Source organism: Mycobacterium simulans (assembly GCF_900232995.1).
GTDB classification, from domain to species: domain Bacteria; phylum Actinomycetota; class Actinomycetes; order Mycobacteriales; family Mycobacteriaceae; genus Mycobacterium; species Mycobacterium simulans.
In genome coordinates, this window is the sequence record NZ_OCVX01000003.1 from 2,491,466 (window position 1) to 2,514,846 (window position 23,381).

Sequence of the window (23,381 nt, forward strand, 5' to 3'; positions counted from 1 at the left end):
GCGTTGAGTGTGAGCCGAGGGCGGGTGAATCGCAAAATTCCCGCCCTGAATACACGCGCAAGCCGCTAGCGCACACTCGATGTCGCCGCTGCGGCTTAGAGCTGGTTTTCGGGGCCGATGATGGCCCAGACCGTCTTGCCTGACGCCGTGGGAGTGCTGCCCCACGCACGGGACAATGCCTCAACGATGGCCAGGCCGGACACGTCGATTCCCTTCGGGGGCGACGGCAACCGCACCGCGGGCGCTCCGCTGCCGTCGGAAACCCCGATTGTTGCTGTTGGACCGTCGCATTCGAGCCGCATCACCGGATCGCTGCCGGTGTGTTCCAGCACGTTTTCCACGAACACGTTGACCACTACCAACGCGACCGGGATCAGCCTGGGTTTCGACCAGTCGGTGAGCCACTCGCGGACGAGTCGGCGCGACTCGCGAAGGCTGGTCAGGTTGGCGGGTAGTTGGGTCTGGGCATGTCGGAAGCCGCGACGCGCGAGTTTACCGAGGCCCTTTATCGCCGATTTCTCGGTTGTATACACGGGCATGAAGCGGGCGACCCCGCTGCGGGTAATTGCCTCACGCGCGGCTCGACTACCGCAGACCAGCAGGATCGGAACCTCCGGGCGGGTATCGGCCTGCCAGCGGGCGCTGATGAAGACCGACCATACGGCTTCATCGGGGACTTGAAGTGCGGTGACGTCGACGATCACGGCGGACGGCGTGTCGACCGTTGCCTTCGTAACGCTGTCACGCAGCTCCGCGGAGTTGTTTGCGTCGAGTACACCCTCGGCCGTCAGGCAGACGACCGAGTGCTCAGTCCGCTCCTCAATGGCTAACGAGCTTGGTGAGTTGGCTACCGCGCTCACTTACGCCACCCCTGTACATCCGAGGCTTCACCCAGTGCAAAACGGCGAGACGTCATGAACCGGCGTGCCAGTTCTGTCCGGTCGTCCGGCTCCATCTCCTGCTCCTCGAACTCTTGCCCCGCCAATTGCTGAGGATGCCGCCTACATAGCCTTCTTCAGGCTTCAGGCGGTCGAATCCCTATCTTCGGATAATGGCCCCGCCTTGTGCACGTGGAGTGCGGGGCATCGCAGGAATCCCTGATGGCGCTGCAAGCTGGACGCAGGTCGGGTAGACGTCCCGACCTCGCCCGTCCGAAGCACCGACCGCCACCACGCCGAAACTACCGTTCTCGCTTGTTTGCCGTCTGCTACAGCACGCGCCACCCAGCCTGGTTACCCACTTAACGCGCGAGGCCAACCACTTGTCTAGGAGATACCCAGCCTAGCCGGATTCCAATGGGCAAAGCCCGCAAATTCGCGCATCGAGCCCATCACGGGCAGCGCCGCGCGTAAGGTGGCGTGCCCACACCCGCCACCGAATGCGTGCCCCACGGCGTTTCTTCGATGATGCGCGCAGGCGCGCTGTGCTCGCCTACCGATAATGTGGCCGCCCGTGCTTGCTTGACTTGAGGTAGTTGATCGAAAACCGTGCCTTGCCAGTGGTAGTTGCCGTCGATGGGGTCGAGGTGACCGGCAAGGCGGACGCGCACCGACTGGCGGATGCCGGCTATCTCCAGCGTCGCCGCGCCGTCGTAGGTGTCATCGTCCTCGGGTGCGCTGGCTGACAGGTCGAACGCGGATGCCACCGGTTGGGGCTCCGCGGGTTCGAGTTGGGCGCGCTCATTGAACACGTGCTGGCTGCTGCGGCGCACCTCCATGCGGGTGCTGGCGGTGCGTCCCATCAGCTCCATGCACTTAACGATGTAGCGCGCCTGCGCGCCGATATCGGGCCCGGTGATGAAGAAGTAGTTGGGAAAGCCGTGAACGGCCACCCCGAAAAATGGCTCCATGCCGTCGGCCCAGGCCTGTCGGATGGTCAGTCCGCCGGAGCCGACCAGCGCCTGGTCGCCGACCGTGTATCCGGTGCCGTAAACGATGGCGTCGACGCGGTGTTCGACACCATCGCTGGCGCGGACACCCGAGGAGGTCATCGCGTCGATCGCCGACCGCACCAGGTGAAGCGCCGGCGGCCGCTCACGTCGCACGTGGCGGCGCAACCAGCGTTTGGCGCGCGTTGTCGGCAGCGACACTTCGGTGACAAACCGACGTGGTGCGTACGCGAACGCGGCTACCGATCTTGCCGATTCGACCAGCCGGCCGATGCGGTGACCGACCGCGGCGTCGGTGCCGATGACCGCAATGCGCTTGTCGGCCGGATCGAAATCAGGGTCCCACGCCGCCGCGTGAAATGATTCGCCCGCAAAGACGCCGGGGATGTCCGGTATCCACGGAACGTACACCGCAGGCTTGGTGGCGATGACGACACGAGCGCGCACAGTCTCGCCGCCGGACGTGGTCAGCACCCAAGTGTCGGTCGCGTCGTCGAACGCCGAACCAAGGACATCACGGTTGGCGAGCACCAGGTCGGCAGCCAGCGGCCCGGCGGTTTCCCGAGCGCCAACAATGACGATGTGACGAGGCGAATCGGTCACAGAAACTTGCTGCGTTTCCAGCCGCGGCGGGCGATCGGTCCCATCAGGCCCACTTCGGTCAAAAACGCTGCCAGCGGCGCGAATCCGGCTATCTGCATTTGGTGACGGTGTGGGCTGTTGCGGGCTGTGGCGCGGGCCCGCCGTGGGTCCAGACCCGTGCGCGCATACGGGATCGGGTTGCTGAACAGGTAGCGGAAGAAGTACCCGCCGAGGCCGTTGATGTTGGCCATGAACCAGCGGTTGATCCGAGGCATTTCGGCCACCCGTTTGCGCGCGCCATCACGAGCGAACTGAATGTGGCGGGCCTCTTCGGTGACGTGAATCCGCATGAGCCGCTGGATAATTGGCTGCAGTTCCGGGTCGTCCATCATCTGTCGTTGCAGCGAGTCGAAGATCTCCTCGCCGATCAGGGCCGCCACCCACAGCATCGAGCCCCGCTGGAATGCCAGCGGAAGTGCGTTGATGATCCACCGGTGGATGCGCCGCGGGCGTACCGGCTTGGCGCCGATGCGTTCGATGGCTTTGCCGAACATGACCATGTGGCGAGTTTCGTCGCCCAACTCGGTCAGCTTGTAATGCGTCGACCGGCTGGTGGGGTCTTCATGCAGGATGGTGCGCAGCAATGATTGATTGAGCATGTTCTCGAACCAGATCCCGGCCGAGAGCGTGTTGACCAATTCCTGGCGGGACAGCTCAATTTGTTGTTCGCGGGTCATCTCGTCCCACATCGGGGTCCCGTACAGCGACACCAGCTTGGCCGGTAGGTAGAACTTGTCCGGGTCGAGCGGGGCGTCCCAGTCGATGTCGACTATGGGTTCGTAGGATTTTTTGACCGAGCCTTTGAGCAGACGCTCGGAGAATTCTTCACGACTCGGCCCACCAGGCTTCACCGCTGAGGTTGTGGCGCCGCTTTCCCCCGCAAGCGGGAGGTACCCCCACCTCATCGCTTCGCTCTGCATCGTCTTGGCGCGAGTCATCGTTGACATCCCTTCATCAGGTGTTTCAGAGGGGAGGGAATTCGCAGTCGGTACCCATGGTATCGGGTACTTGGGGTCCCGACTAGATCTTTGAGGTTTCAATTCGGTTGACTGGCGCGGTGAGTCGGCGCATCCACGTGATCGGCATCGGCGTGGGGGACCCCGAGTACATGACGCTCCAAGCCATCAAGGCGCTCAACGACACCCAAGTGTTCTTCGCGATGGACAAGGGCCGGAACAAAGGAGACGCGAAGGACGACCTGGTGGCGCTGCGCCGGGCGATCTGTGCGCGGTTCATCCGCGAGCCCGGATACCGATTTGTCGAGCTGCCTGACCCGCAGCGATCGCGTGATGGCGACTACCGCAAAGCGGTTTCCGATTGGCACGCGGCGCGCGCCCGGATCTGGGCGAAGGCCATCTCCGACGAACTCGGGCCCGATGGGGTGGGCGCGTTTCTGGCCTGGGGTGACCCGTCGCTGTACGACAGCACGCTACGCATCCTCGACGCCGTGGCAGCCGAGGCGGATATCAGCTACGACGTGATTCCGGGTATCACCGCGGTGCAAGCGCTAACCGCTCGGCACCGCATCCCGCTCAACGATGTCGGCGAACCGGTTCTCATCACAACGGGTAGGCAACTGCGCGCGCACGGTGTGTCTGGCTCGGCGGTGGTCATGCTCGATGCCGACTGCTCGTTTCAGGCGTGCCCGCCGGACACTCGCATCTGGTGGGGTGCCTATCTCGGAACCGAGGATGAGCTGCTGATCTCCGGCACCGTCGGGGACGTCGGGCCGCGCATCGCGGCGCTGCGTGCCGACGCCAGAGCGCGCCACGGCTGGATCATGGATACCTACTTATTGCGGGGCGCGACACGCTGAATAGCGCGGCAATTTTGATACGGCAGTACAAATTTTTCCGAAGCGCGGGACTAACCGTCGTAACGCGTTAACATCTGCTCCCGAATGAGTAATTGTGTCGTGGGTCACTCGCAGCTAGTCAAGCCGCCGAGGTTGTCGGGAGGTTGTAGATGTCGTGGGTGATCGCCGCCACCGAATATTTGGAGGCAGCGGCCGGCGATCTGGCTGGGATTGGTTCAACAATCAGCTCGGCTAACGCCGCAGCGGCCTTCCCGACAACCGCCGTGCTGGCCGCTGGCGCCGACGAGGTCTCAGTGGCGCTTTCCGCGCTATTCGGCGCCCACGCCCAGGCCTATCAAGCGCTTAGCGCGCAGGCGTCGATGTTCCACAGCCAGATTGTTCAGCTCATGAATTCCGGTGCGGCGCAGTACGCCAATGCCGAGGCACTCAACGCATCGCCAATGCAACAGGCCCAGGCCTTCCTCACCGACCCGGTGCTGGCGCTGACCGGGCGTCCGTTGATCGGCAACGGCGCCAATGGGGCCCCCTGGACCGGAGCAGCTGGCGGCGATGGCGGGTGGTTGTACGGCAATGGCGGCAACGGCGGCTCCGGGGCGCCGGGCCAGAACGGCGGCGCCGGCGGGTCGGCGGGGCTGTGGGGCAACGGCGGCAGTGGCGGTGCCGGTGGTAACGCCGCGACGGTTGCAAGCGGCAATGCCGGCCTGGCCGGCGCCAACGGTGGCAACGGCGGTGCCGGCGGCTGGCTCTACGGGCTGGGCGGCGCGGGGGGCCTCGGTGGCAACGGCAGCAACGCCAACGGCGCCACTCCGGCCGGTGGCGGCCTCAATGGCGGTAACGGCGGCAACGGCGGCGCCGGTGGCCGGGGTGGCCTGGTCTTCGGCCAGGGCGGGGTTGGCGGTCTCGGCGGCAACGGCGGCAATGCCACCGGTGGCGCCACGGGCCAGGGCGCCGGCAATGGCGGAGAAGCCGGCAGCGGCGGCAACGGGGGCCACAGCGGGTGGCTGTATGGCGATGGTGGTGCCGGCGGCAACAGCGGGAACGGCGGGTCATTCGTGGCCAACAACAACGTCGTTTCCGGCGCTAACGGCGGAGGCTTCGCCGCAACCGGCGGTAACGGCGGCAACTCTGGACTATTCGGTAACGGGGGCGCCGGTGGCAACGGAGGCCTGGGTGGTGCCGGTCAGACGGTCAGCGCCGGCCTCCTGAGCGCTGGCGGTCAGGGCGGCAGTGGCCTCATTGGCGGCACCGGCGGCAACGGCGGCTTCCTCTACGGCAACGGCGGGGCCGGCGGGGTCGGTGGCAACGGGGCCAACGGAGGCGGGGCCCCTGACGCAGGGGGAACGTTCAACGGCTCCGGCGGCTACGGCGGCTTCGGTGGCAGCGGCGGGCAATCCGGCCTGATCGGCAATGGCGGCAACGGCGGCAACGGCGGCAACGGCGGCCACAATGGCGGGGATGCCGGTCCCGGTTCGCTCGGCGGCTTCGGCGGGGACGCCGTGCTGTTCGGCAGTGGTGGCGCCGGTGGCAACGGCGGAAACACCGGACTCCCCGGAAACTACGGCGGGACGTTCCAGGGTGACGTGTTCCAGACCGGCAACGGCGGCAATGGTGGCGCGGGCGGCTACTTCTACGGCAACGGCGGCGACGGCGGGTTCGCCGGCGGCATTCCCGCGGGTTTCAACGCCCCCTCCGCGAATGGCATCGGCGGTAACGGCGGCAACGCCCAGCTGATCGGCAACGGCGGCAACGGTGGCGCCGGTGCCGGCGCCAGCCAGGGTGGGGTCGGTGGCATCGGCGGCGCCGGTGGCCAGCTGTTTGGCCAGCGGGGGAGCAACGGACCCGCATAGCCGTTCCGGCTGGTCGGTCTCGTGACAAATTTGCCGAAGCCCGCGAACCGGCAGCTAGATCAGGGTACGATCCGCCCTAGGCGCGTGTCGCTGCGGATGCGCCGGACGGAGGTGTCCGATGTCCTTTGTGATCGCCTCGCCGGAGTTAGTGGCTTCCGCAGCAACCGATTTGGCGCGGATTGGTTCGTCGATCACGCAGGCCAGCTCCGCCGCGGCGGCGCCGACGACCGGGGTGGTGGCGGCCGGCGCCGATCAGGTGTCAGCCGCGGTTGCGGCGTTGTTTAATGCCCAGGCGCAGGGCTACCAGGTGCTGAGCGCTCAGGCGGCTTCGTTTCACCAGCAATTCGTGCAGGCGTTGAATTCGGGTGCCGCCGCGTATACGACCGCTGAGGCGGCGAGTGCTTCGCCTCTGCAGCCGGTCCTGGACCTGATCAATGCGCCGACCCAGGCGCTGTTGGGACGTCCACTGATCGGCAATGGGACCGACGGGGCCCCGGGGACCGGGCAAAACGGTGGCGCCGGTGGGTTGTTGTTCGGCAACGGTGGTAACGGCGGATCCGGCGCGCCCGGTCAGCCCGGCGGTAACGGCGGCTCGGCGGGGGCGGGGGGGCAAGGCGGGAACGGGGGGGCCGGTCCCGGCGCTTTTACACCACTGGAGCCGCCGCCGGAGCCACCCGTGGTGGTCGTCGGGGTGTGCCGGGTGGATTTGGGGCAACGGCGGCGTAGGCGGGATCGGCGGGCAGGGCGGCGCCGCGGGCGATTTCACGGCCACTCCGGGCAGCTTTAGCGGAAGCGGGGGTGTCGGGGGATTTGGTGGCTCCGGCGGTCACTCCGGGTTTATCGGCAACGGTGGTGCCGGTGGGGCCGGCGGGCACGGCGGAAACGGTGGCACCGATGGGGTGAACACCAGCCAGGCCGGCGTCGGTGGCTTCGGTGGCTTCGGGAGCAACGCACTGCTGTTGGGCAACGGCGGCGCCGGCGGCAACGGCGGTAATACCGCGACGGGCCAGGTGGTTCAGATCAGCAACGGCGGCGACGGTGGCGACGGCGGGATTTTCTACGGCAACGGCGGACGAGGCGGTAACGCCGGCACCGCCGGGGCCGCGCCGATGCCCGGCGGTATAGGTGGCCATGGCGGTGCCGGCGGCAACGCCCAGCTGATCGGCAACGGCGGCGACGGCGGAGCCGGCGCCGGTGCGGCCTTCGGCGGTGTGGGCGGTGTAGGCGGTACCCGCGGGGTGCTGTTTGGTACGCCAGGGGTCACCGGACCCGCCTAGCACCCGGGCGGATGGACACCCGCCAGCCGCGGTCGGCAGACTGAACGGGTGCCCGAACTCCCCGAGATCGAAGCGCTGGTAGACCATTTGCGGCGGCACGCCGTTGGAACGACGGTCGGCCGCGTTGATGTCGCCGCGCTGTCGGTGCTGAAAACCTTCGATCCGCCGATCAACTCCTTGCATGGCCAGACCGTTGTCGGGGCCCAGCGATGGGGCAAGTACCTGGGACTGCAAGCCGGTGAGCTGCTGTTGATCGCCCACCTGTCTCGTGCGGGATGGTTGCGCTGGTCGGACAAGCTGGCAGGGGCGCCGCTGCGACCAGGCAAGGGTCCCATCGGGCTGCGCGTCCATTTGGGCACGCCGGGTAGTGCGCCGGGCTTCGACCTCACCGAGGCCGGGACCCAAAAACGACTGGCGGTATGGCTGGTCGATGACCCGGTTAAAGTGCCCGGCATTGCCGCGCTCGGCCCAGACGCGCTGGGCATCAGCAGCGACGAGTTGGCCGGGCTTCTCGGCGGTAACACCGGTCGGATCAAGTCCGTCATCACCGACCAGAAAGTGATCGCCGGCATCGGCAACGCCTACAGCGACGAGATTCTGCATGTCGCCAAGATCTCGCCGTTCGCCACCGCGGGGAAGCTGTCCGAGAAACAATTGCTCACGCTGCACGAGGCGATGGTGTCGGTGCTCTCCGACGCGGTGAGCAGATCCGTCGGACAGCAGGCTGCCACGCTCAAAGGGGAGAAGCGGTCCGGGCTGCGGGTGCACGCACGCACCGGGCTGCCGTGCCCGGTATGCGGTGACGCGGTGCGGGAAGTGTCCGTCGCGGACAAGTCTTTTCAGTACTGTCCGACCTGCCAGACCGGCGGGAAGGTGCTGGCCGACCGGCGCTTGTCGCGGCTGCTCAAGTAGTCGATATGCTGCCCGGGTGACTCGCCAGAAAATCCTCATCACCGGCGCCAGTTCGGGTCTGGGTGCCGGGATGGCCCGATCCTTCGCCGCCAAGGGGCGTGACGTGGGGCTGTGCGCCCGTCGCACCGACCGACTCGAAGAACTGAAAGCCGAGCTGTCGCAACAATATCCGACTGTCAAGGTTGCGGTGGCAGAGCTCGACGTCAACGACCACGAACAGGTGCCAAAGGTGTTCGCCGCGTTGAGCGACGAGCTTGGCGGCATTGATCGCGTCATTGTCAACGCCGGTATCGGCAAGGGCGCCAGGCTGGGCTCGGGCAAGCTATGGGCGAACAAGGCAACCATCGAGACCAACCTGGTGGCCGCGCTGGTACAGATCGAGACGGCGCTGGAAATGTTCACCAAGAGCGGCTCGGGCCATCTGGTGCTCATCTCCTCGGTGCTCGGCAACAAAGGGGTGCCGGGGGTCAAAGCCGCGTATGCCGCAAGCAAGGCCGGTTTGAGCTCACTAGGCGAATCACTGCGCGCCGAATACGCAAAGGGCCCCATCAAGGTCTCGGTGATGGAGCCGGGCTATATCGAGTCGGAGATGACGGCCAAGTCGGCGAGCACAATGTTGATGGTGGACAACGCAACTGGCGTCAAGGCTCTCGTCGATGCCATCGAGCGCGAGCCTGGCAGGGCCGCGGTGCCGTGGTGGCCCTGGGCGCCTTTGGTTCAGCTGATGCGAGTGCTGCCGCCGCCGTTGACCAAACGCTTCGCCTAACGTTCCCGGCGCGAGCAGACGCAAAAGCCCCCGAAATCGTTAGATTTCGCGGGCTTTTGCGTCTGCTCGCCGTCAGCCGGTGCGTCCCCTTTGGGTCCGGTAGCGCCGCACCAGGGCATCCGTCGAGCTGTCCGACTGGGGCGCGGGTGATGTGTCGCCGGTAATCACCGGGAGCAATGCCTTGGCCTGCGTCTTGCCCAGTTCCACACCCCATTGGTCGAACGAGTCGATACCCCAGACCACACCCTCGGTGAACACCTGATGCTCGTAGAGCGCAATCAGTTGCCCCAGCACCGACGGCGTAAGTCGGCTGGCCAGAATCGAAGTCGACGGCCTGTTCCCAGGCATTACCTTGTGCGGCACCACATCAGCGGGAGTGCCTTCCTCGGCGATCTCCGCGGCGGTCTTGCCGAACGCCAGCACCTTAGTTTGGGCGAAGAAGTTGCTCATCAACAGGTCGTGCATGCTGCCGGTGCCCTCGGCCGTAGCCAGGTCGTCGAGGGGTTCACTGAACCCGATGAAATCGGCGGGGACCAACCGAGTGCCCTGATGCAGTAGTTGATAGAACGCATGCTGACCGTTGGTTCCCGGTTCACCCCAAAAGATTTCGCCCGTATCGGTAGTCACCGGTGTGCCGTCGGCGCGGGTCGACTTGCCGTTGGACTCCATGGTCAGCTGCTGCAGATACGCCGCGAAACGCGCCAGATCATTGGAGTAGGGCAGCACGGCACGTGATTGCGCGTCAAAGAAGTTGGAGTACCACAGGCCGATAAGCCCAAGCAGGGCAGGCGCATTGGATTCCAGCGGCGCGGTTCGGAAATGCTCGTCGACGATATGGAATCCAGAAAGGAAGTCGGCGAAGGCTTCTCGGCCGACGGCGGCCATCACCGACAGCCCGATCGCCGAATCGACCGAATAGCGGCCACCGACCCAATCCCAGAACCCGAACATGTTGTCGGTGTTGATGCCGAATTCGTCAACCAGGCGCCGGTTGGTAGATACCGCGACGAAGTGCTTGGCCACCGCTGCGTCGCCGAGCGCGTCGACTAACCAGCGTCGCGCGGCGGTGGCGTTGGTCAACGTCTCCAGAGTGGAGAATGTCTTGGAGGCAACGATGAAAAGTGTTGTGGCAGGGTCCAAATCGGCCAATGTTGCGACGAGGTCGGCGGGATCGACGTTGGAGACGAACCGCGCCGAAATGCCCGCGTCGGCGTAGTGGCGCAGTGCCTCGTACACCATCACCGGACCCAGGTCGGAGCCGCCGATGCCGATGTTGACGACGGCGCTGATCCGTTTGCCGGTGGCACCGGTCCACTCGCCGCTGCGCAGCCGGTCGGTGAAGTCACCCATCGCGTCGAGCACGGAATGCACGTCCCTGACGACGTTTTGGCCGTCAACGAGCAGCTCGGCCTCGCGGGGCAGCCGCAACGCGGTGTGCAATACCGCGCGATCCTCCGAGGTGTTGATGTGCGCACCCGCGAACATCTGATCGCGGTGTTCCTCAAGGTTGGCCGCCCGGGCCAGATCGATAAGCAACCGTAGCGTCTCACGGGTGACGCGGTGCTTGCTGTAGTCGATGTAGAGATCGCCAACCGTGACGGCGAGTTCGCGGCCGCGATCGGGGTCGTCGGCAAAGAACTGACGGAGGTGGGTTTTCCCAATCCGCTCGTAATGCCTGCGCAGGGCGTCCCACGCCGGGGTGGCGGTGATGTCAGGAATTGATTGCACGGAAGTCATGGACGCCGTTCCTCCTCATCGCTTCGCTCTGCATCGTCGCCGACGGTGGTCATATGCGCCGCTCCTCCTCATCGCTTCGCTCTGCATCGTCGCCGACGGTGGTCATATGCGCCGCTCCTCCTCATCGCTTCGCTCTGCATCGTCGCCGACGCGAGTCATGGTTCGACCCTATTGGGACTGTGAACCGCGTCAACCGCGTCACTGGCCGCGCCGCAGGCGCGGGAACCTGAGGTAGGACCGAATCGCGTCGCCGTAGGGCATCGTGCCCGCCATCAGCTGCTCTTCGAGGTAGCGATCGAACGTGACGGTCCCGACGGCGCGGTCAGGGGCCAGGTTGCCGCCGGATCGGTAGCCGCGGGCAATGCGCCCAGGCAGTGGTGCCGGCACGATTGCACGGCGTTTGCCTACCGCGGCCAGATAGCGCCGCGCCAACTCGGCGATGGGCAATACCTCGGGCCCGGCGATATCGGGCACCCGTCCCGCGGGTTCGGCGAGGGCCAGGTCGGCCAGCTCGCCGCCGACATCACGGACGTCGACCGGCTGGAAGCGAAAGCCTGCGGGGACGACCATGATCGGCAGCGCGGCCAATCCCCGCAGCATGACCACGACCAGATCGTGGAACTGGGTGGCGCGCAGCACCGTCCAGGGCAGCCCGGATGCGCTGATCAGCTGTTCTTCGGCGAGCTTGCGGCGGTAGTAGCCGAGCGGAATTCGGTCGATGCCGACGATCGAGATGTACACCAGATGCGGGTGTCCGGACTTGAGCGCGGCGTCGAGAACATGATGCACGGGGTCGACGCAATGCACGATGGTGTCGACACCGGCGACCGCCTCGGTGAGCCCCTCGCCGGTCTTCACGTCACCAATCGCATACTCGGCCTGCCGCGTCTGGCCTCCTGCGCGGCGCCCGCGGCTGAGAATCCGTACGTGTGCACCTGAGTCGAGCAGAAGCTGGGCTACAACGCGGCCGACGGTTCCGGTGCCGCCGGTGACCAGGATGCGTTTGGGCATGAGGCCCAGTTAACCCCCGCCCAGCACTCGTTGCAGATCGGGCAGCATGGCCTGCAGTTGTGTGCCCCAGTAGGACCACGTGTGGGTGCCGTTATCCGGGAAGTTGAACACGCCATTGTGCCCACCTTTGAGTTTGTACCGGGCCTGAAAGACCTTGTTGCTCAACCGGGTCGCGCTTTCCAGCAGAGTGGCGTCCAGCTTGGTGCCCAAATCCGAGTCCCCGCCGTTGCCGGTATAGACCCAGATACGCGTGTTGTTAGCAACGAGCTTGGCCGCATTGATCGTGGGGTCGTTTTGAGCCCAGGCCGGGTCGGTGGGAGGGCCCCACATTGCATCGGACCGAAAGCCGCCGGCGCCCATTTGCGCAGCGCCGACGAGGGACGGCCATTGTCCGGCGGACAGGTTGAGGAATCCCGACATCGAGGCTGCGTAGATGAAGTTCTCGGGATGATTGGCCGCCAGGATCAGTGCCGCCGATCCCGACATCGACGCGCCCACCACGGCATTTCCGCTGGGGGTGATTCCCTTATTCGTCGCCAGCCACTGCGGCAGCTCCTGAGTCAGGAAGGTTTCCCACTTGTACGTCCACACCCCGCCGTTGCCGACCGCGGGTCGGTACCAGTTGGAGTAGAAACTCGCCATGCCACCGGTGGGCAGGGCGAGGGAGAGGCCCGATCGGTCGAACCACTCGAACACCGGGAGGTGGATGTCCCAGCCGTTGTAGTCGTCACGGGCAAGCATGCCGTCGAGCAAGTACACCGCGTGCGGGCCGCCGGCTTGAAACTCCACCTTGACCTGACGGTTCATCGATGGCGAGGGAACCATCAGGTACTCGATGGCAACGCCGCTTCGTGACCACGCGGAGGAAGTTGCTGGGGTTCCGGGAAAACCGGAAAAACCGCCGAGCGCAGCGAGCAGCGTACCCGCCGACAGGAACATCAGCCGACGCATTTGCGAAACCCCAACCGGGTTTGCTGTAGCCATTTCGGCGGAATTTACCGCAGCCGGCCAGAAATGCCCGCAAAGAAGGGAAATATTGATCAATTAGTGACCGAGTCGGCCCCGGCCCAATCGCAAGAGCAGGATTGCCAGATCCTTACCGTCGGGGCCGAGTTCGCCGTAGCGCTCGATCACCTTCATCTCACGGCTGTGGACCAGGCGGGTGCCGCCGGATGCCATCCGGACCCTGCCGATCGCTTGGGACACTTCCACGCGCCGTTTGACCGCGGCGAGGATCTCGGCGTCTAGCCGGTCGATTTCGTCGCGTAGGTCATCGACGTCGGGTAGGTCGACTGTTTCGGTGTTCATCTCTGCCAACTCCGCGTTCTCGTGATGTGGGGGGTCTGGTCTCATCCGGTGTAGGGCCTCACACAAGAAACGAGCCCCGAATCCGGAAGCGGACCACGGGGCTCTGCGAAAGCAGCTAGACCACGGGCACCGCTGGCCGGTACCCGTAGAAAAATCGGCGCTGCGCGTTGAGCACCAACCGAGTGTGCCACCAACGGCCACGCCCGCGCAAAAAATGGTCGGAATTGGGTGTATGCCGTTGCCAGGAAGTTCGCCGGAAATGCCCGCAATGCCCGTGTGAATGGCCGTACGCTCGAGACGCTGTAGTAGCCGGTCGATCGAGTCGCCCCGCGGCGCGCGACACGCTGAGGTAACCAGCTCGGGAAGGACCTTGGTAATGAACTTTTCGGTGTTGCCGCCCGAGATCAACTCTTGGTTGATGTTTGCCGGTGCGGGGCCGGCCCCGATGCTCAATGCCGCAGTGGCCTGGGACGGGCTGGCCGATGAGCTGGGGACGGCCGCGGACTTGTTCGGAACCGTGACCACGGGACTGGTGGGTCAGGCGTGGCAGGGCCCGGCATCCGCGGCGATGGCGGCCGCGGCCGCGCCATATGCGGGTTGGCTGAGTGCGGCGGCGGCGCAGGCTGCGGGCGCTGCCGGGCAGGCCCGCACGGTTGCGAGCGCATTCGAGGCCGCTCAAGCGGCGACGGTCCAGCCGGTTGCGGTCGCGATCAATCGTTCTCAGGTAGTGCAGCTGGTGCTGTCGAACCTATTCGGTCAAAACGCGCCGGCGATTGCGGCCGTCGAAGCCGTATACGAGGAGATGTGGGCCCAGGATGTCGCGGCGATGGTGGGCTATTACACCGGGGCGTCGGCCGCGGCGGCCCAGCTGGTTCCGTGGCAGCAGGCGTTTGCCGGGCTTAGTGCGCTGTCGCAGGACAGCAATATCGGTCTAGCAAACCTAGGGCTGGGAAACATCGGCAGCCTGAACCAGGGCAGCGGCAACACCGGCAGCCTCAACTTCGGCAGCGGGAACAGAGGCAATCTCAACTTCGGCGACGGAAACTTAAACGGAATCCTCAATTTCGGCAGCGGAAACACCGGCAGTTTCAACATGGGCAGCGGCAACACGGGCAACAGAAACTTCGGCGCTGGTAATCGTGGCAATGGAAACTTTGGTTTCGGAAATTCTCAGGCGACCGGCGGTGGCAACGTCGGGAGCGGAAACAGCGGTAGCGGGAATATTGGCAACGGGAATACCGGCAATCTCAATATCGGCAGCGGAAACTTCGGCAATGCCAACATCGGCTTCGGCAACAGCGGTCCCGGGACCATGCCCACGGCGGGCAACTCAAATTTCGGATTTGGCAATACCGGCAACTCCAACTTCGGTATAGGTAACTTCGGCAACTTCAACATTGGACTGGGCAATACTGGCGAGTTCAATATCGGCTTCGGCAACTCGGGGAAGAACAACTTCGGCATCGGTCTCACCGGCGAAAACGAGTTCGGAATCAATCTCAACGGACTGAACTCGGGCAGCGGCAACATCGGATTATTCAATTCGGGCAACAACAACGTCGGCTTCTTCAACTCTGGCCATGGAAACTGGGGAATCGGTAACTCCGGTGACACAAATACGGGAATCGCCAACTCGGGCAATACCAACACCGGCCTCATGAACTCGGGTAACCACAACACGGGCTGGGTGAACACCACCAACACCAATGTCGGATTCGGGAACTCCGGCCACGGAAATGTCGGTTTCTGGAACGCGGGAAGCGATAACGTCGGCGTCGGAAATGGGGGCGGCTTTGCGGTGGGTGCTTTCAACTCGGGCTCCAGCGGCGCGGTGGGTTTCTTCAACTCAGGCGCCAGCAGCGTGGGCTTCTACAACTCCGGCTCGGGCAACACCGGCTTTGGAAATTCGGGCAACACCAACACGGGTTTTTGGAATTCGGGAAACATCAACACAGGTGCCGGCAATGCCGGCGATGTGAATACCGGCTTCGGAAGTGCGACCGACACCGGTGCTACAAACTCCGGCTTCGGAAACACCGGCACCGGAACCTCGGGCTTCAACAACCATGGGAACAGTACTTCGGGATGGGAGAACACCGGCAACTCGAGCGAGGGTTACGGAAACGTCGGCAACTTCCAGACGGGCTTCATGAACACGAATAGCCGCAATACCGGGTTCTTCAACTCCGGCTTCAATTCCGTCGGATTCTCGAATACGAGCAGCTTTGCAATCGGCTACGCGAACGGCGGCGTTACCGGCAACGTGGGCTTCATGAACGTTGGCACCGATAACTCCGGCTTCGGTCAGTCCGGGACACTTAACTCCGGCTGGGGCAACTCGGGCACAAACAGCTCGGGCAGCAATCACACAGGCACAGACCAGTCAGGGTTCGAGTTCTAGCGGTCCGACCGCCCGAGCCGAGTCGTCAGCGGGCGGCGGTAGGTTTGGACCGACATGAGTGTGCACGCGACCTATGCGAAGCCCGACGCAGATCGACTGCTCGACGGGCTCAACCCCCAGCAGCGCCTTGCGGTGGTGCATGAGGGTTCGCCGCTGCTGATCGTGGCCGGTGCAGGCTCCGGTAAGACGGCGGTGCTGACCCGACGGATCGCATACCTGATCGCGGCCCGCGGCGTCGGGGTCGGTCAGATCTTGGCCATCACCTTCACCAACAAGGCCGCCGCCGAGATGCGTGAGCGGGTGGTGAGCCTGGTCGGTGACCGCGCCCGCTACATGTGGGTGTCGACATTCCACTCGAGCTGCGTGCGCATTCTGCGTAACCAGGCGTCGTTGATCGAAGGCCTCAACTCCAACTTCTCGATCTACGATGCCGACGATTCGCGGCGGCTGCTGCAGATGATCGGCCGAGACATGGGTCTAGACATCAAGCGGTATTCGCCACGACTGCTGGCCAACGCTATCTCCAACCTGAAGAACGAGTTGATCGATCCCGACCAGGCGCTGTCGGCGCTCGCGGAGGACTCCGATGACTTGGCGCGCACCGTCGCGTCCGTCTACGCCGAGTACCAGCGACGGCTGCGTGCGGCCAACGCGCTGGACTTCGACGACCTCATCGGCGAGACGGTGGCGGTGCTGCAGACGTTCCCGCAGATCGCCCAGTACTACCGGCGGCGGTTCCGGCACGTGCTCGTCGACGAATACCAAGACACCAACCACGCGCAGTACGTACTGGTGCGGGAATTGGTCGGTCGCGACACCCCCGACGGCAGCGATGGTGTTCCGCCCGCCGAGTTGTGCGTAGTCGGCGACGCCGACCAGTCGATCTATGCGTTCCGCGGCGCCACGATTCGCAACATCGAAGACTTCGAACGCGACTACCCGGACGCCACAACTATTCTGCTGGAACAGAATTACCGCTCGACGCAGAACATCCTGTCGGCGGCCAACTCCGTGATCGCACGCAACTCCGGACGCCGCGAGAAGCGGTTGTGGACCGACGCGGGTGCCGGCGAACTGATCGTCGGCTACGTCGCCGACAACGAGCACGACGAGGCTAGGTTCGTTGCCGAAGAGATCGATGCGCTGGCCGAGCGCGGTGCGATCACTTACAACGATGTGGCCGTTTTCTACCGCACCAACAACTCGTCGCGGTCGCTCGAAGAGGTGTTCATCCGTGCCGGTATTCCCTACAAAGTAGTTGGGGGAGTGCGCTTTTACGAACGCAAGGAGATTCGCGACATCGTCGCGTACCTGCGTGTGCTGGACAACCCCGGCGATTCGGTGAGCATGCGTCGCATTCTCAACACGCCGAGGCGCGGCATCGGTGATCGTGCCGAGTCATGTGTGGCGGTGTATGCCGAGAACACCGGCGCCAGCTTCGCCGACGCGCTACAGGCCGCGGCCCAAGGCAAAGTGCCGATGCTGAATTCCCGTGCGGAGAAGGCGATTGCGGGTTTCGTCGAGATGCTTGACGAGTTGCGCGGGCGCCTCGATGACGACCTCGGGGAACTGGTCGAGGCAGTGCTGGAACGCAGCGGATATCGCCGTGAGCTGGAATCGTCCACCGACCCCCAGGAGCTGGCGCGGCTGGACAATCTCAACGAACTCGTCAGCGTCGCACACGAATTCAGCACCGACCAAGCTAATGCGGCCGCGCTGGCGCCGGAGAACGAAGACGTGCCGGACACCGGTGTGCTGGCCGCATTTCTGGAAAGGGTGTCGCTGGTCGCCGACACCGACGAAATCCCCGAACACAGCGCGGGTGTGGTCACGTTGATGACGTTGCATACCGCCAAGGGCCTGGAGTTCCCGGTGGTGTTCGTAACCGGTTGGGAGGACGGGATGTTCCCGCACATGCGGGCGCTGGACGATCCCACCGAGCTGTCCGAGGAGCGGCGTCTGGCCTACGTCGGCATCACCCGGGCCCGGCAACGGCTATACGTGAGTAGGGCCATCGTCCGGTCGTCGTGGGGACAGCCAATGCTGAACCCGGAATCCCGGTTCCTGCGCGAGATTCCGCAGGAGCTCATCGACTGGCGGCGACTCGCCCCGAAGCCGTCGTTCAGCGCGCCGGTCAGCGGCGCCGGCCGGTTCGGTTCCCCGCGCCCGTCGCCAACGCGCTCGGGGGCGAGCAAGCGCCCGCTGCTGGTCTTGCAGCCCGGCGACCGGGTGACGCACGACAAGTACGGCCTGGGCCGTGTCGAGGAAGTCTCCGGTGTCGGTGAATCGGCGATGTCGTTGATCGACTTTGGCAGTTCGGGGCGGGTAAAGCTGATGCACAACCACGCTCCGGTGGCCAAGCTCTGACGCCTTACTCGAACAGCCAGCGCTTGGTTTGCGGATGCAGTGCCAGCACCACGCTGGCGATCGGCAGCACTGGCAGCGTGTGCACGATCCACGCGACGCGAGCCCCCGCGATGAACACACCGCCATATGTCAGCAGCGCGACCACCGCGCCCGCCGTGATGAGGTAGCGCCCGAGGGGCCGGCGGAGCAGCAGCATGATGACGCCGGTGATGGTGGCTATCGCGAAGACCAGGGCGAGAAACGCGACCGCGATGCAAAACAACCGGTCGCTTACCCACCAGCCGATGATCAAATCGGTAGCCACGACCGAGGTGGTCCACCCGCTGATGATGCTGATCGCGCAAGCGACCACGGCCGTCCAGGAGCTTGGCTCGCTGGTGGGCATGCCCGGCAGATGTATTCGGCCGGCGCGGACGGTGGCGTCCAAAGGGGGTGGCCGACGGGGAATTCGGGCGGTCTCGGGAGTTTCGATCGGGGGTATCGGTCCGGTCGGCGCACGGCGGATGATCCGGGTCCGTGATTCCGAGGGGGCTGCGGGCCCTGCCTTCTCAGCGGCCTCGGGCGGGTTTTCGCGCGAAGGGGGGTCGCTCGGCGCGGTCACTGGTCAGCCGGCGTAATTGCCGACGAAAAGTCCACGCTTAGCCAGCCACGGCACGGGGTCAATGCGCTGGGAGCCGCCCTGCAGCACCTCGAAGTGCAGGTGCGGGCCGGTGGAATTGCCTCGATTCCCCATGGTCGCTATCTGGTCGCCGGCCATTACGCGCTCGCCGACGCTGACCAGCGTGGTGTTGACGTGGCCGTAGAGGGTGACGGTGCCGTCGGCGTGGAGCAGCTTGACCCACATTCCGTAGCCAGCGGTGGGGCCGGCGTCGATGACGACACCATCCGACACCGCATAGATGGGCGTCCCGATCGCGTTGGCCAGGTCGATACCGGCGTGCAGCACACCCCAGCGGTACCCGAAACTAGAGGTGAATATGCCTCTTGTGGGCATCACGTACAGCGGCTGCTGCAGCCGCGCCTCGCGCTGGGCGCGTTCCTGCGCGAAGGCCACGCCCCGGGCGAACTCCGCGTTGTGCACCGCGGCATCGGCGGCCGGCTGGGCCGCGATGACCTGCACGCCTCGCGGTGCGTTGCCGCCCGCCGCTCCAGTAAGCGCCGAGGCGTTAGCGGTCAGCACCGTCTCGGCGCTTGGATTCTTCGAGTGATGGGTCACCGTATGCGCTGCCGCGGCCGCCGCGCCGGCCGCCATTGCCGAGATCAGCAGGCGTCCCCTGGCGGCGCTGGTCGGCTGTTTGCGGTGCTGCCCACCGCGGCGCGGGATTGGTATGACGTCGGTGACATCCGAACGAGGGTCCGCGCTGGGTTCGACTGTCACCAGGGCCAGCACCTCGGTGGGAGGCGCCAGCGGTTGGGGTGTCAGGTTGTCGGCATCGTCCAGGTCGTCGAGTTCAGGGGCGCTGAGTAGTTGAGCTTCGTTATCGAAGTTGAATTCGTCACCGAAATCCAGCTCATCGAGGTCGGCAAAATCGAGGTCATCGAGCTCGCCGAAGTCGTCCAACGCGATGATCTCGGTGATTTCATTGCGGTGATGGTGCAGCCAACGATCCCGGGGCGCGCGAGCCGCTCCAATGGAGCCAGAGCGGGGAAATTGGTGCAGGGACAACCTGAAATGTCCTCGGATCGTGACCATAACGTTATCTGGACCCTGAGACGGTATCCGCTGACGGATGGGACTGGCAACCTCAGTTCGGAATCCCGACCAATAATGTGACTTGGATCACGTTTCAACTGCTGAACATTCGGTGACCTGCGCCACACGGGTGGATGCGACCGCTGAGCGCGTTTGGCGTCTCGATACAGTTCCTCAGTGCGCGTTGCCTTATCCGGCACCGCGTCCCTACTGGCCTAGCAGCAAGTCAAAGAAGACAGTGAGTCCATGGATCTTTTCGAATACCAAGCCAAGGAGTTATTCGCCAAGCACGGTGTACCCGGCACACAAGGACGGGTGACCGACACGGCGGAAGGCGCGAAGGCCATCGCCACCGAAATCGGTGCCCCGGTGATGGTCAAGGCGCAGGTAAAGACCGGCGGGCGCGGCAAGGCGGGCGGCGTCAAATATGCCGCTACCCCCGACGAGGCCTACGAGCACGCCAAGAACATTCTTGGCCTGGACATCAAGGGCCACATCGTCAAGAAGTTGCTGGTTGCCGAGGCCAGCGACATCGCCGAGGAGTACTACCTGTCTTTCCTGCTCGACCGGGCCAACCGCACCTATCTGGCGATGTGCTCGGTGGAGGGCGGCATGGAGATCGAAGAGGTGGCCGCCACCAAACCGGAGCGGCTCGCCAAGGTTCCTGTCAACGCCGTCAAAGGCGTTGACCTGGCGTTCGCGCGTTCCATCGCCGAGCAGGGGCACCTGCCGGCCGAGGTGCTCGACGCCGCCGCGGTCACGATCGAGAAGTTGTGGGGGGTCTTCGTCGGCGAGGACGCCACGCTGGTCGAGGTCAACCCGCTGGTGCGCACCCCCGACTCCCGGATCCTGGCGCTGGACGGCAAGGTCACCCTCGACGCCAACGCCGACTTCCGACAGCCCGGCCACGACGCGTTCGAGGATCGCGCGGCCACCGACCCGCTGGAGCTCAAGGCCAAAGAGCACGACCTCAACTACGTCAAGCTCGACGGTGAGGTGGGGATCATCGGCAATGGCGCCGGTTTGGTGATGTCAACCCTCGACGTCGTCGCGTATGCGGGCGAGAAGCATGGTGGCGTGAAGCCGGCCAACTTCCTGGACATCGGCGGCGGCGCTTCGGCCGAGGTGATGGCCGCCGGCCTGGACGTGGTCCTGCACGACGAGCAGGTCAAGGCCGTGTTCGTCAACGTCTTCGGCGGTATTACCGCGTGCGACGCGGTTGCCACCGGGATCGTCAAGGCGCTGGAAATCCTGGGCGACGAGGCCAACAAGCCGCTGGTGGTGCGACTGGACGGCAACAACGTCGACGAAGGGCGCCGCATTCTGGCCGAGGCGAACCACCCGCTGGTGACGCTGGTGCCGACGATGGACGAGGCCGCCGACAAGGCCGCCGAGCTGGCGAGCGCCTGAGCGAAAGGACCCGATGACTCATGGCAATATTCCTGACCTCCGAAAACAAGGTCATCGTCCAGGGCATCACCGGCTCTGAGGCCACCGTCCACACCGCGCGGATGCTCAAGGCGGGCACCCAGATCGTCGGTGGGGTCAACGCGCGCAAGGCGGGCACCACCGTCACGCACGAGGACAAAGGTGGCAGAATCATCGAGCTTCCGGTGTTCGGCACCGTCGTCGAGGCCATTGAGAAGACCGGCGCAGACGTGTCGATCATCTTCGTGCCGCCGAAGTTCGCCAAGGACGCGATTATCGAGGCGATCGACGCCGAAATTCCGCTGCTGGTGGTCATCACCGAGGGAATTCCGGTGCAGGACACCGCATATGCCTGGGCCTACAACCTGGACAAGGGTGGCAAGACTCGCATCATCGGGCCGAACTGCCCGGGCATTATCAGCCCCGGTCAGTCACTCGTCGGCATCACTCCGGCCAACATCACCGGACCCGGGCCCATCGGGCTGGTTTCCAAGTCGGGCACGCTGACCTACCAAATGATGTACGAACTGCGCGATTTCGGGTTCACTACCTCGATCGGCATCGGCGGCGACCCGGTTATCGGTACCACCCACATCGACGCCATCGAGGCGTTCGAGAAGGATCCCGACACCAAGCTCATCGTGATGATCGGTGAGATCGGTGGTGACGCCGAGGAGCGGGCGGCGGATTTCATCAAGGCCAACGTGTCCAAGCCGGTGGTGGGCTACGTCGCCGGATTCACTGCGCCAGAAGGCAAGACGATGGGCCATGCCGGCGCTATCGTGTCCGGCTCGTCGGGAACCGCGGCCGCCAAGAAAGATGCACTCGAGGCGGCCGGCGTCAAGGTCGGCAAGACCCCGTCGGAGACGGCGGCGCTCGCCCGGGAGATCCTGAAGACCCTTTAGCGCGAGCAGACACAAACGCCCCGCGACACGCCGTGTTCGCGGGGCGTTTGCGTCTGCTCGCGCCGCGTCACGCCCGTTACCCATGTAATCCGGGCACGCCGTCCACCCCGAACAGCTGCCCGCCGGCACCGCCCGCCCCGCCGGCCCCGGTGTTGCCGCCGCTGCCGCCGTTGCCACCATTCCCGCCGTTGCCGAAGAGGATTGCGGCGCCGCCGTTTCCGCCGGCCCCGGCCTGGCCAATGATGGCAAAGAACGCTCGGCCGCCGACGCCACCGCTGCCACCGGAACCGAACATGAGACCGCCGTTGCCGCCGTCTCCGCCGATACCCCCGCGGTCGGTGCCGAACCCGCCGTTGCCGCCGACGCCGCCGGAGCCGGACAGCATCGCGCCGGCCCCACCCACTCCGCCAGCCCCACCGAAGTCGCTAGCTCCGCCGGCGCCGCCGGTGCCGGCGGACCCGGCGGCAACGCCGGGCTCTTCGGCTTCGGTGGTGCCGGCGGGCCCGGTGGGTTCTCCACCGGCGGAACCGGCGGCGCGGGAGGCGACGGCGGCAGCGGTGGCGCGCTCATGGGCGTCGGCGGCACCGGCGGCATGGGTGGTAGCACTCCGCTCTTCGGTGCAGGCGGCGCCGGGGCGTCCGGCCTTACCGGCGGCGCCGGCGGCGCAGGGGGCACCGGGGGCTTCCTGTTCCTCACGTCCCCCGGGGCGTCCCCCCGGGCCGCCGCGTGTTGCAACGCCACCCGCCCGCCCCCCCCGGGGGCCCCCCCCCCCCCGCCGTCCCCCCCACCCCCCCCGCCCCCCGCCGCGCCACCGCCGGCTCCGCCGTTGCCGAATAGCCCGGCGGCCCCGCCGTTGCCACCGTCTCGATTGCCGGAGGCCATGCCGGATCCCCCGGCGCCGCCATTGCCCCACAGCAACCCCCCGGGTTGACCGTCTGCGCCGGTGCCAGGGGCGCCGTTGGCGCCGTTGCCGATCAGCGGGCGTCCTAAGAACGCGAGGGTGGGCGCATTGATCGCGGCGAGCAGCTGCTGCTCCAAGGTCTGCAGCGGCGTGGCCGCGGCGGCTTCGGCCGTCGCATACTGTGCCGCACCCGCGTTCATGAGCGCTACGAACTGCTGATGAAAGGCCGCCGCCTGAGCGCTCAGCGTCTGATAGCCCTCAGCGTGCGCCGTGAAGGCCGCCGCGATGGCCGCCGACACCTCGTCGGCGCCCGCGGCCAGCACTTGAGTGGTCGAGGCCGCCGCGGCCGAATTGGCCGCACCGATAGCCGAACCGATATTCGCTAGATCCGAAGCGGCCGCCGCCACGAACTCCGGCGCCGCGATCACAAACGACATGTGCCACCTCCGATTGTGGCGTGACCACTCGGGTGACTATTGATC

At 65.4% G+C, this 23,381-nt stretch carries 17 protein-coding genes and 5 pseudogenes; 12 read left to right on the forward strand and 10 right to left on the reverse strand.

Features of this window, described 5'->3' with window-relative positions; genetic code table 11:
* Positions 1-95 precede the first annotated feature (95 nt).
* The 3 genes from MSIMFI_RS12120 to MSIMFI_RS12130 all read right to left on the reverse strand — a co-directional run bounded on the left by MSIMFI_RS12120 (position 96) and on the right by MSIMFI_RS12130 (position 3,435).
* Positions 96-860, reverse strand: coding sequence for an STAS domain-containing protein (locus tag MSIMFI_RS12120; protein ID WP_191497383.1), 765 nt, complete (start codon positions 858-860; stop codon positions 96-98).
* A gap of 470 nt (positions 861-1,330) precedes the next feature.
* Positions 1,331-2,299, reverse strand: coding sequence for a DUF4873 domain-containing protein (locus tag MSIMFI_RS12125; RefSeq protein ID WP_224770258.1), 969 nt, complete (start codon positions 2,297-2,299; stop codon positions 1,331-1,333).
* Between the two features lie 188 nt (positions 2,300-2,487).
* Positions 2,488-3,435, reverse strand: coding sequence for an AurF N-oxygenase family protein (locus MSIMFI_RS12130; RefSeq protein ID WP_191498156.1), 948 nt, complete (start codon positions 3,433-3,435; stop codon positions 2,488-2,490).
* Between the two features lie 152 nt (positions 3,436-3,587).
* On the opposite strand from MSIMFI_RS12130, the gene cobF reads away from it, so the two are divergent.
* The 7 genes and pseudogenes from cobF to MSIMFI_RS12155 all read left to right on the forward strand — a co-directional run bounded on the left by cobF (position 3,588) and on the right by MSIMFI_RS12155 (position 9,148).
* On the forward strand, positions 3,588-4,346 hold the full coding sequence (gene cobF / locus MSIMFI_RS12135; protein ID WP_191497385.1) for a precorrin-6A synthase (deacetylating): 759 nt from the start codon (positions 3,588-3,590) through the stop codon (positions 4,344-4,346).
* 149 nt (positions 4,347-4,495) lie between these two features.
* Positions 4,496-6,193 carry a PE family protein gene (locus tag MSIMFI_RS12140; protein ID WP_191497386.1) on the forward strand — a complete coding sequence of 566 codons (1,698 nt, stop codon included), beginning with the start codon at positions 4,496-4,498 and terminating at the stop codon, positions 6,191-6,193.
* Positions 6,194-6,311: 118 nt separating this feature from the next.
* Positions 6,312-6,827, forward strand: a pseudogene (locus MSIMFI_RS29995) (PE family protein); the annotation flags it as partial.
* Between the two features lie 265 nt (positions 6,828-7,092).
* On the forward strand, positions 7,093-7,470 hold the full coding sequence (locus MSIMFI_RS30000; protein WP_449869707.1) for a hypothetical protein: 378 nt from the start codon (positions 7,093-7,095) through the stop codon (positions 7,468-7,470).
* Between the two features lie 48 nt (positions 7,471-7,518).
* A pseudogene (locus MSIMFI_RS28055) lies at positions 7,519-7,749 on the forward strand (DNA-formamidopyrimidine glycosylase family protein); the annotation flags it as partial.
* Between the two features lie 165 nt (positions 7,750-7,914).
* Complete coding sequence (locus MSIMFI_RS28060; RefSeq protein WP_224770259.1) at positions 7,915-8,382, forward strand: zinc finger domain-containing protein; 468 nt, start codon at positions 7,915-7,917, stop codon at positions 8,380-8,382.
* A gap of 16 nt (positions 8,383-8,398) precedes the next feature.
* Positions 8,399-9,148 (forward strand): SDR family oxidoreductase, encoded by a 750-nt coding sequence (locus MSIMFI_RS12155; RefSeq protein WP_191497388.1) that lies wholly within the window; start codon positions 8,399-8,401, stop codon positions 9,146-9,148.
* A gap of 72 nt (positions 9,149-9,220) precedes the next feature.
* Here MSIMFI_RS12155 and pgi read toward each other — a convergent pair whose 3' ends face one another.
* From pgi to MSIMFI_RS12175, 4 genes are all read right to left on the reverse strand, one after another.
* Positions 9,221-10,885, reverse strand: a complete 1,665-nt coding sequence (gene pgi, locus MSIMFI_RS12160; protein WP_191497389.1) for a glucose-6-phosphate isomerase — start codon at positions 10,883-10,885, stop codon at positions 9,221-9,223.
* A gap of 198 nt (positions 10,886-11,083) precedes the next feature.
* Positions 11,084-11,896 carry an SDR family oxidoreductase gene (locus MSIMFI_RS12165; protein ID WP_191497390.1) on the reverse strand — a complete coding sequence of 271 codons (813 nt, stop codon included), beginning with the start codon at positions 11,894-11,896 and terminating at the stop codon, positions 11,084-11,086.
* Positions 11,897-11,905: 9 nt separating this feature from the next.
* Positions 11,906-12,880, reverse strand: coding sequence for an esterase family protein (locus MSIMFI_RS12170; RefSeq protein WP_191497391.1), 975 nt, complete (start codon positions 12,878-12,880; stop codon positions 11,906-11,908).
* Positions 12,881-12,940: 60 nt separating this feature from the next.
* Entirely contained in the window at positions 12,941-13,249 is a 309-nt protein-coding gene (locus MSIMFI_RS12175; RefSeq protein WP_186244419.1) for a chorismate mutase, read from the reverse strand.
* A gap of 331 nt (positions 13,250-13,580) precedes the next feature.
* Between MSIMFI_RS12175 and MSIMFI_RS29645 the strand changes: the two are divergent.
* The 3 genes and pseudogenes from MSIMFI_RS29645 to pcrA form a co-directional block, all read left to right on the forward strand.
* A pseudogene (locus MSIMFI_RS29645) lies at positions 13,581-14,678 on the forward strand (PPE family protein); the annotation flags it as partial.
* Positions 14,679-14,720: 42 nt separating this feature from the next.
* Positions 14,721-15,605: pseudogene (locus tag MSIMFI_RS29650) on the forward strand (hypothetical protein); the annotation flags it as partial.
* A 54-nt stretch (positions 15,606-15,659) separates the two neighbouring features.
* On the forward strand, positions 15,660-17,972 hold the full coding sequence (pcrA, locus tag MSIMFI_RS12185; protein WP_191497393.1) for a DNA helicase PcrA: 2,313 nt from the start codon (positions 15,660-15,662) through the stop codon (positions 17,970-17,972).
* A gap of 4 nt (positions 17,973-17,976) precedes the next feature.
* Here pcrA and MSIMFI_RS29250 read toward each other — a convergent pair whose 3' ends face one another.
* Together MSIMFI_RS29250 and MSIMFI_RS12195 are read right to left on the reverse strand one after the other, a co-directional pair.
* On the reverse strand, positions 17,977-18,573 hold the full coding sequence (locus tag MSIMFI_RS29250; protein ID WP_191497394.1) for a hypothetical protein: 597 nt from the start codon (positions 18,571-18,573) through the stop codon (positions 17,977-17,979).
* 3 nt (positions 18,574-18,576) lie between these two features.
* On the reverse strand, positions 18,577-19,605 hold the full coding sequence (locus MSIMFI_RS12195; protein WP_191498157.1) for a M23 family metallopeptidase: 1,029 nt from the start codon (positions 19,603-19,605) through the stop codon (positions 18,577-18,579).
* A gap of 306 nt (positions 19,606-19,911) precedes the next feature.
* Here MSIMFI_RS12195 and sucC point away from each other — a divergent pair, with 306 nt between their 5' ends.
* Together sucC and sucD are read left to right on the forward strand one after the other, a co-directional pair.
* On the forward strand, positions 19,912-21,075 hold the full coding sequence (gene sucC / locus MSIMFI_RS12200) for an ADP-forming succinate--CoA ligase subunit beta (protein ID WP_191497395.1): 1,164 nt from the start codon (positions 19,912-19,914) through the stop codon (positions 21,073-21,075).
* A 20-nt stretch (positions 21,076-21,095) separates the two neighbouring features.
* Complete coding sequence (sucD, locus tag MSIMFI_RS12205; protein WP_191497396.1) at positions 21,096-21,998, forward strand: succinate--CoA ligase subunit alpha; 903 nt, start codon at positions 21,096-21,098, stop codon at positions 21,996-21,998.
* A gap of 711 nt (positions 21,999-22,709) precedes the next feature.
* Here the strand turns inward: sucD and MSIMFI_RS30005 are convergent.
* Positions 22,710-23,336, reverse strand: a pseudogene (locus MSIMFI_RS30005) (PE family protein); the annotation flags it as partial.
* Positions 23,337-23,381 lie beyond the last annotated feature (45 nt).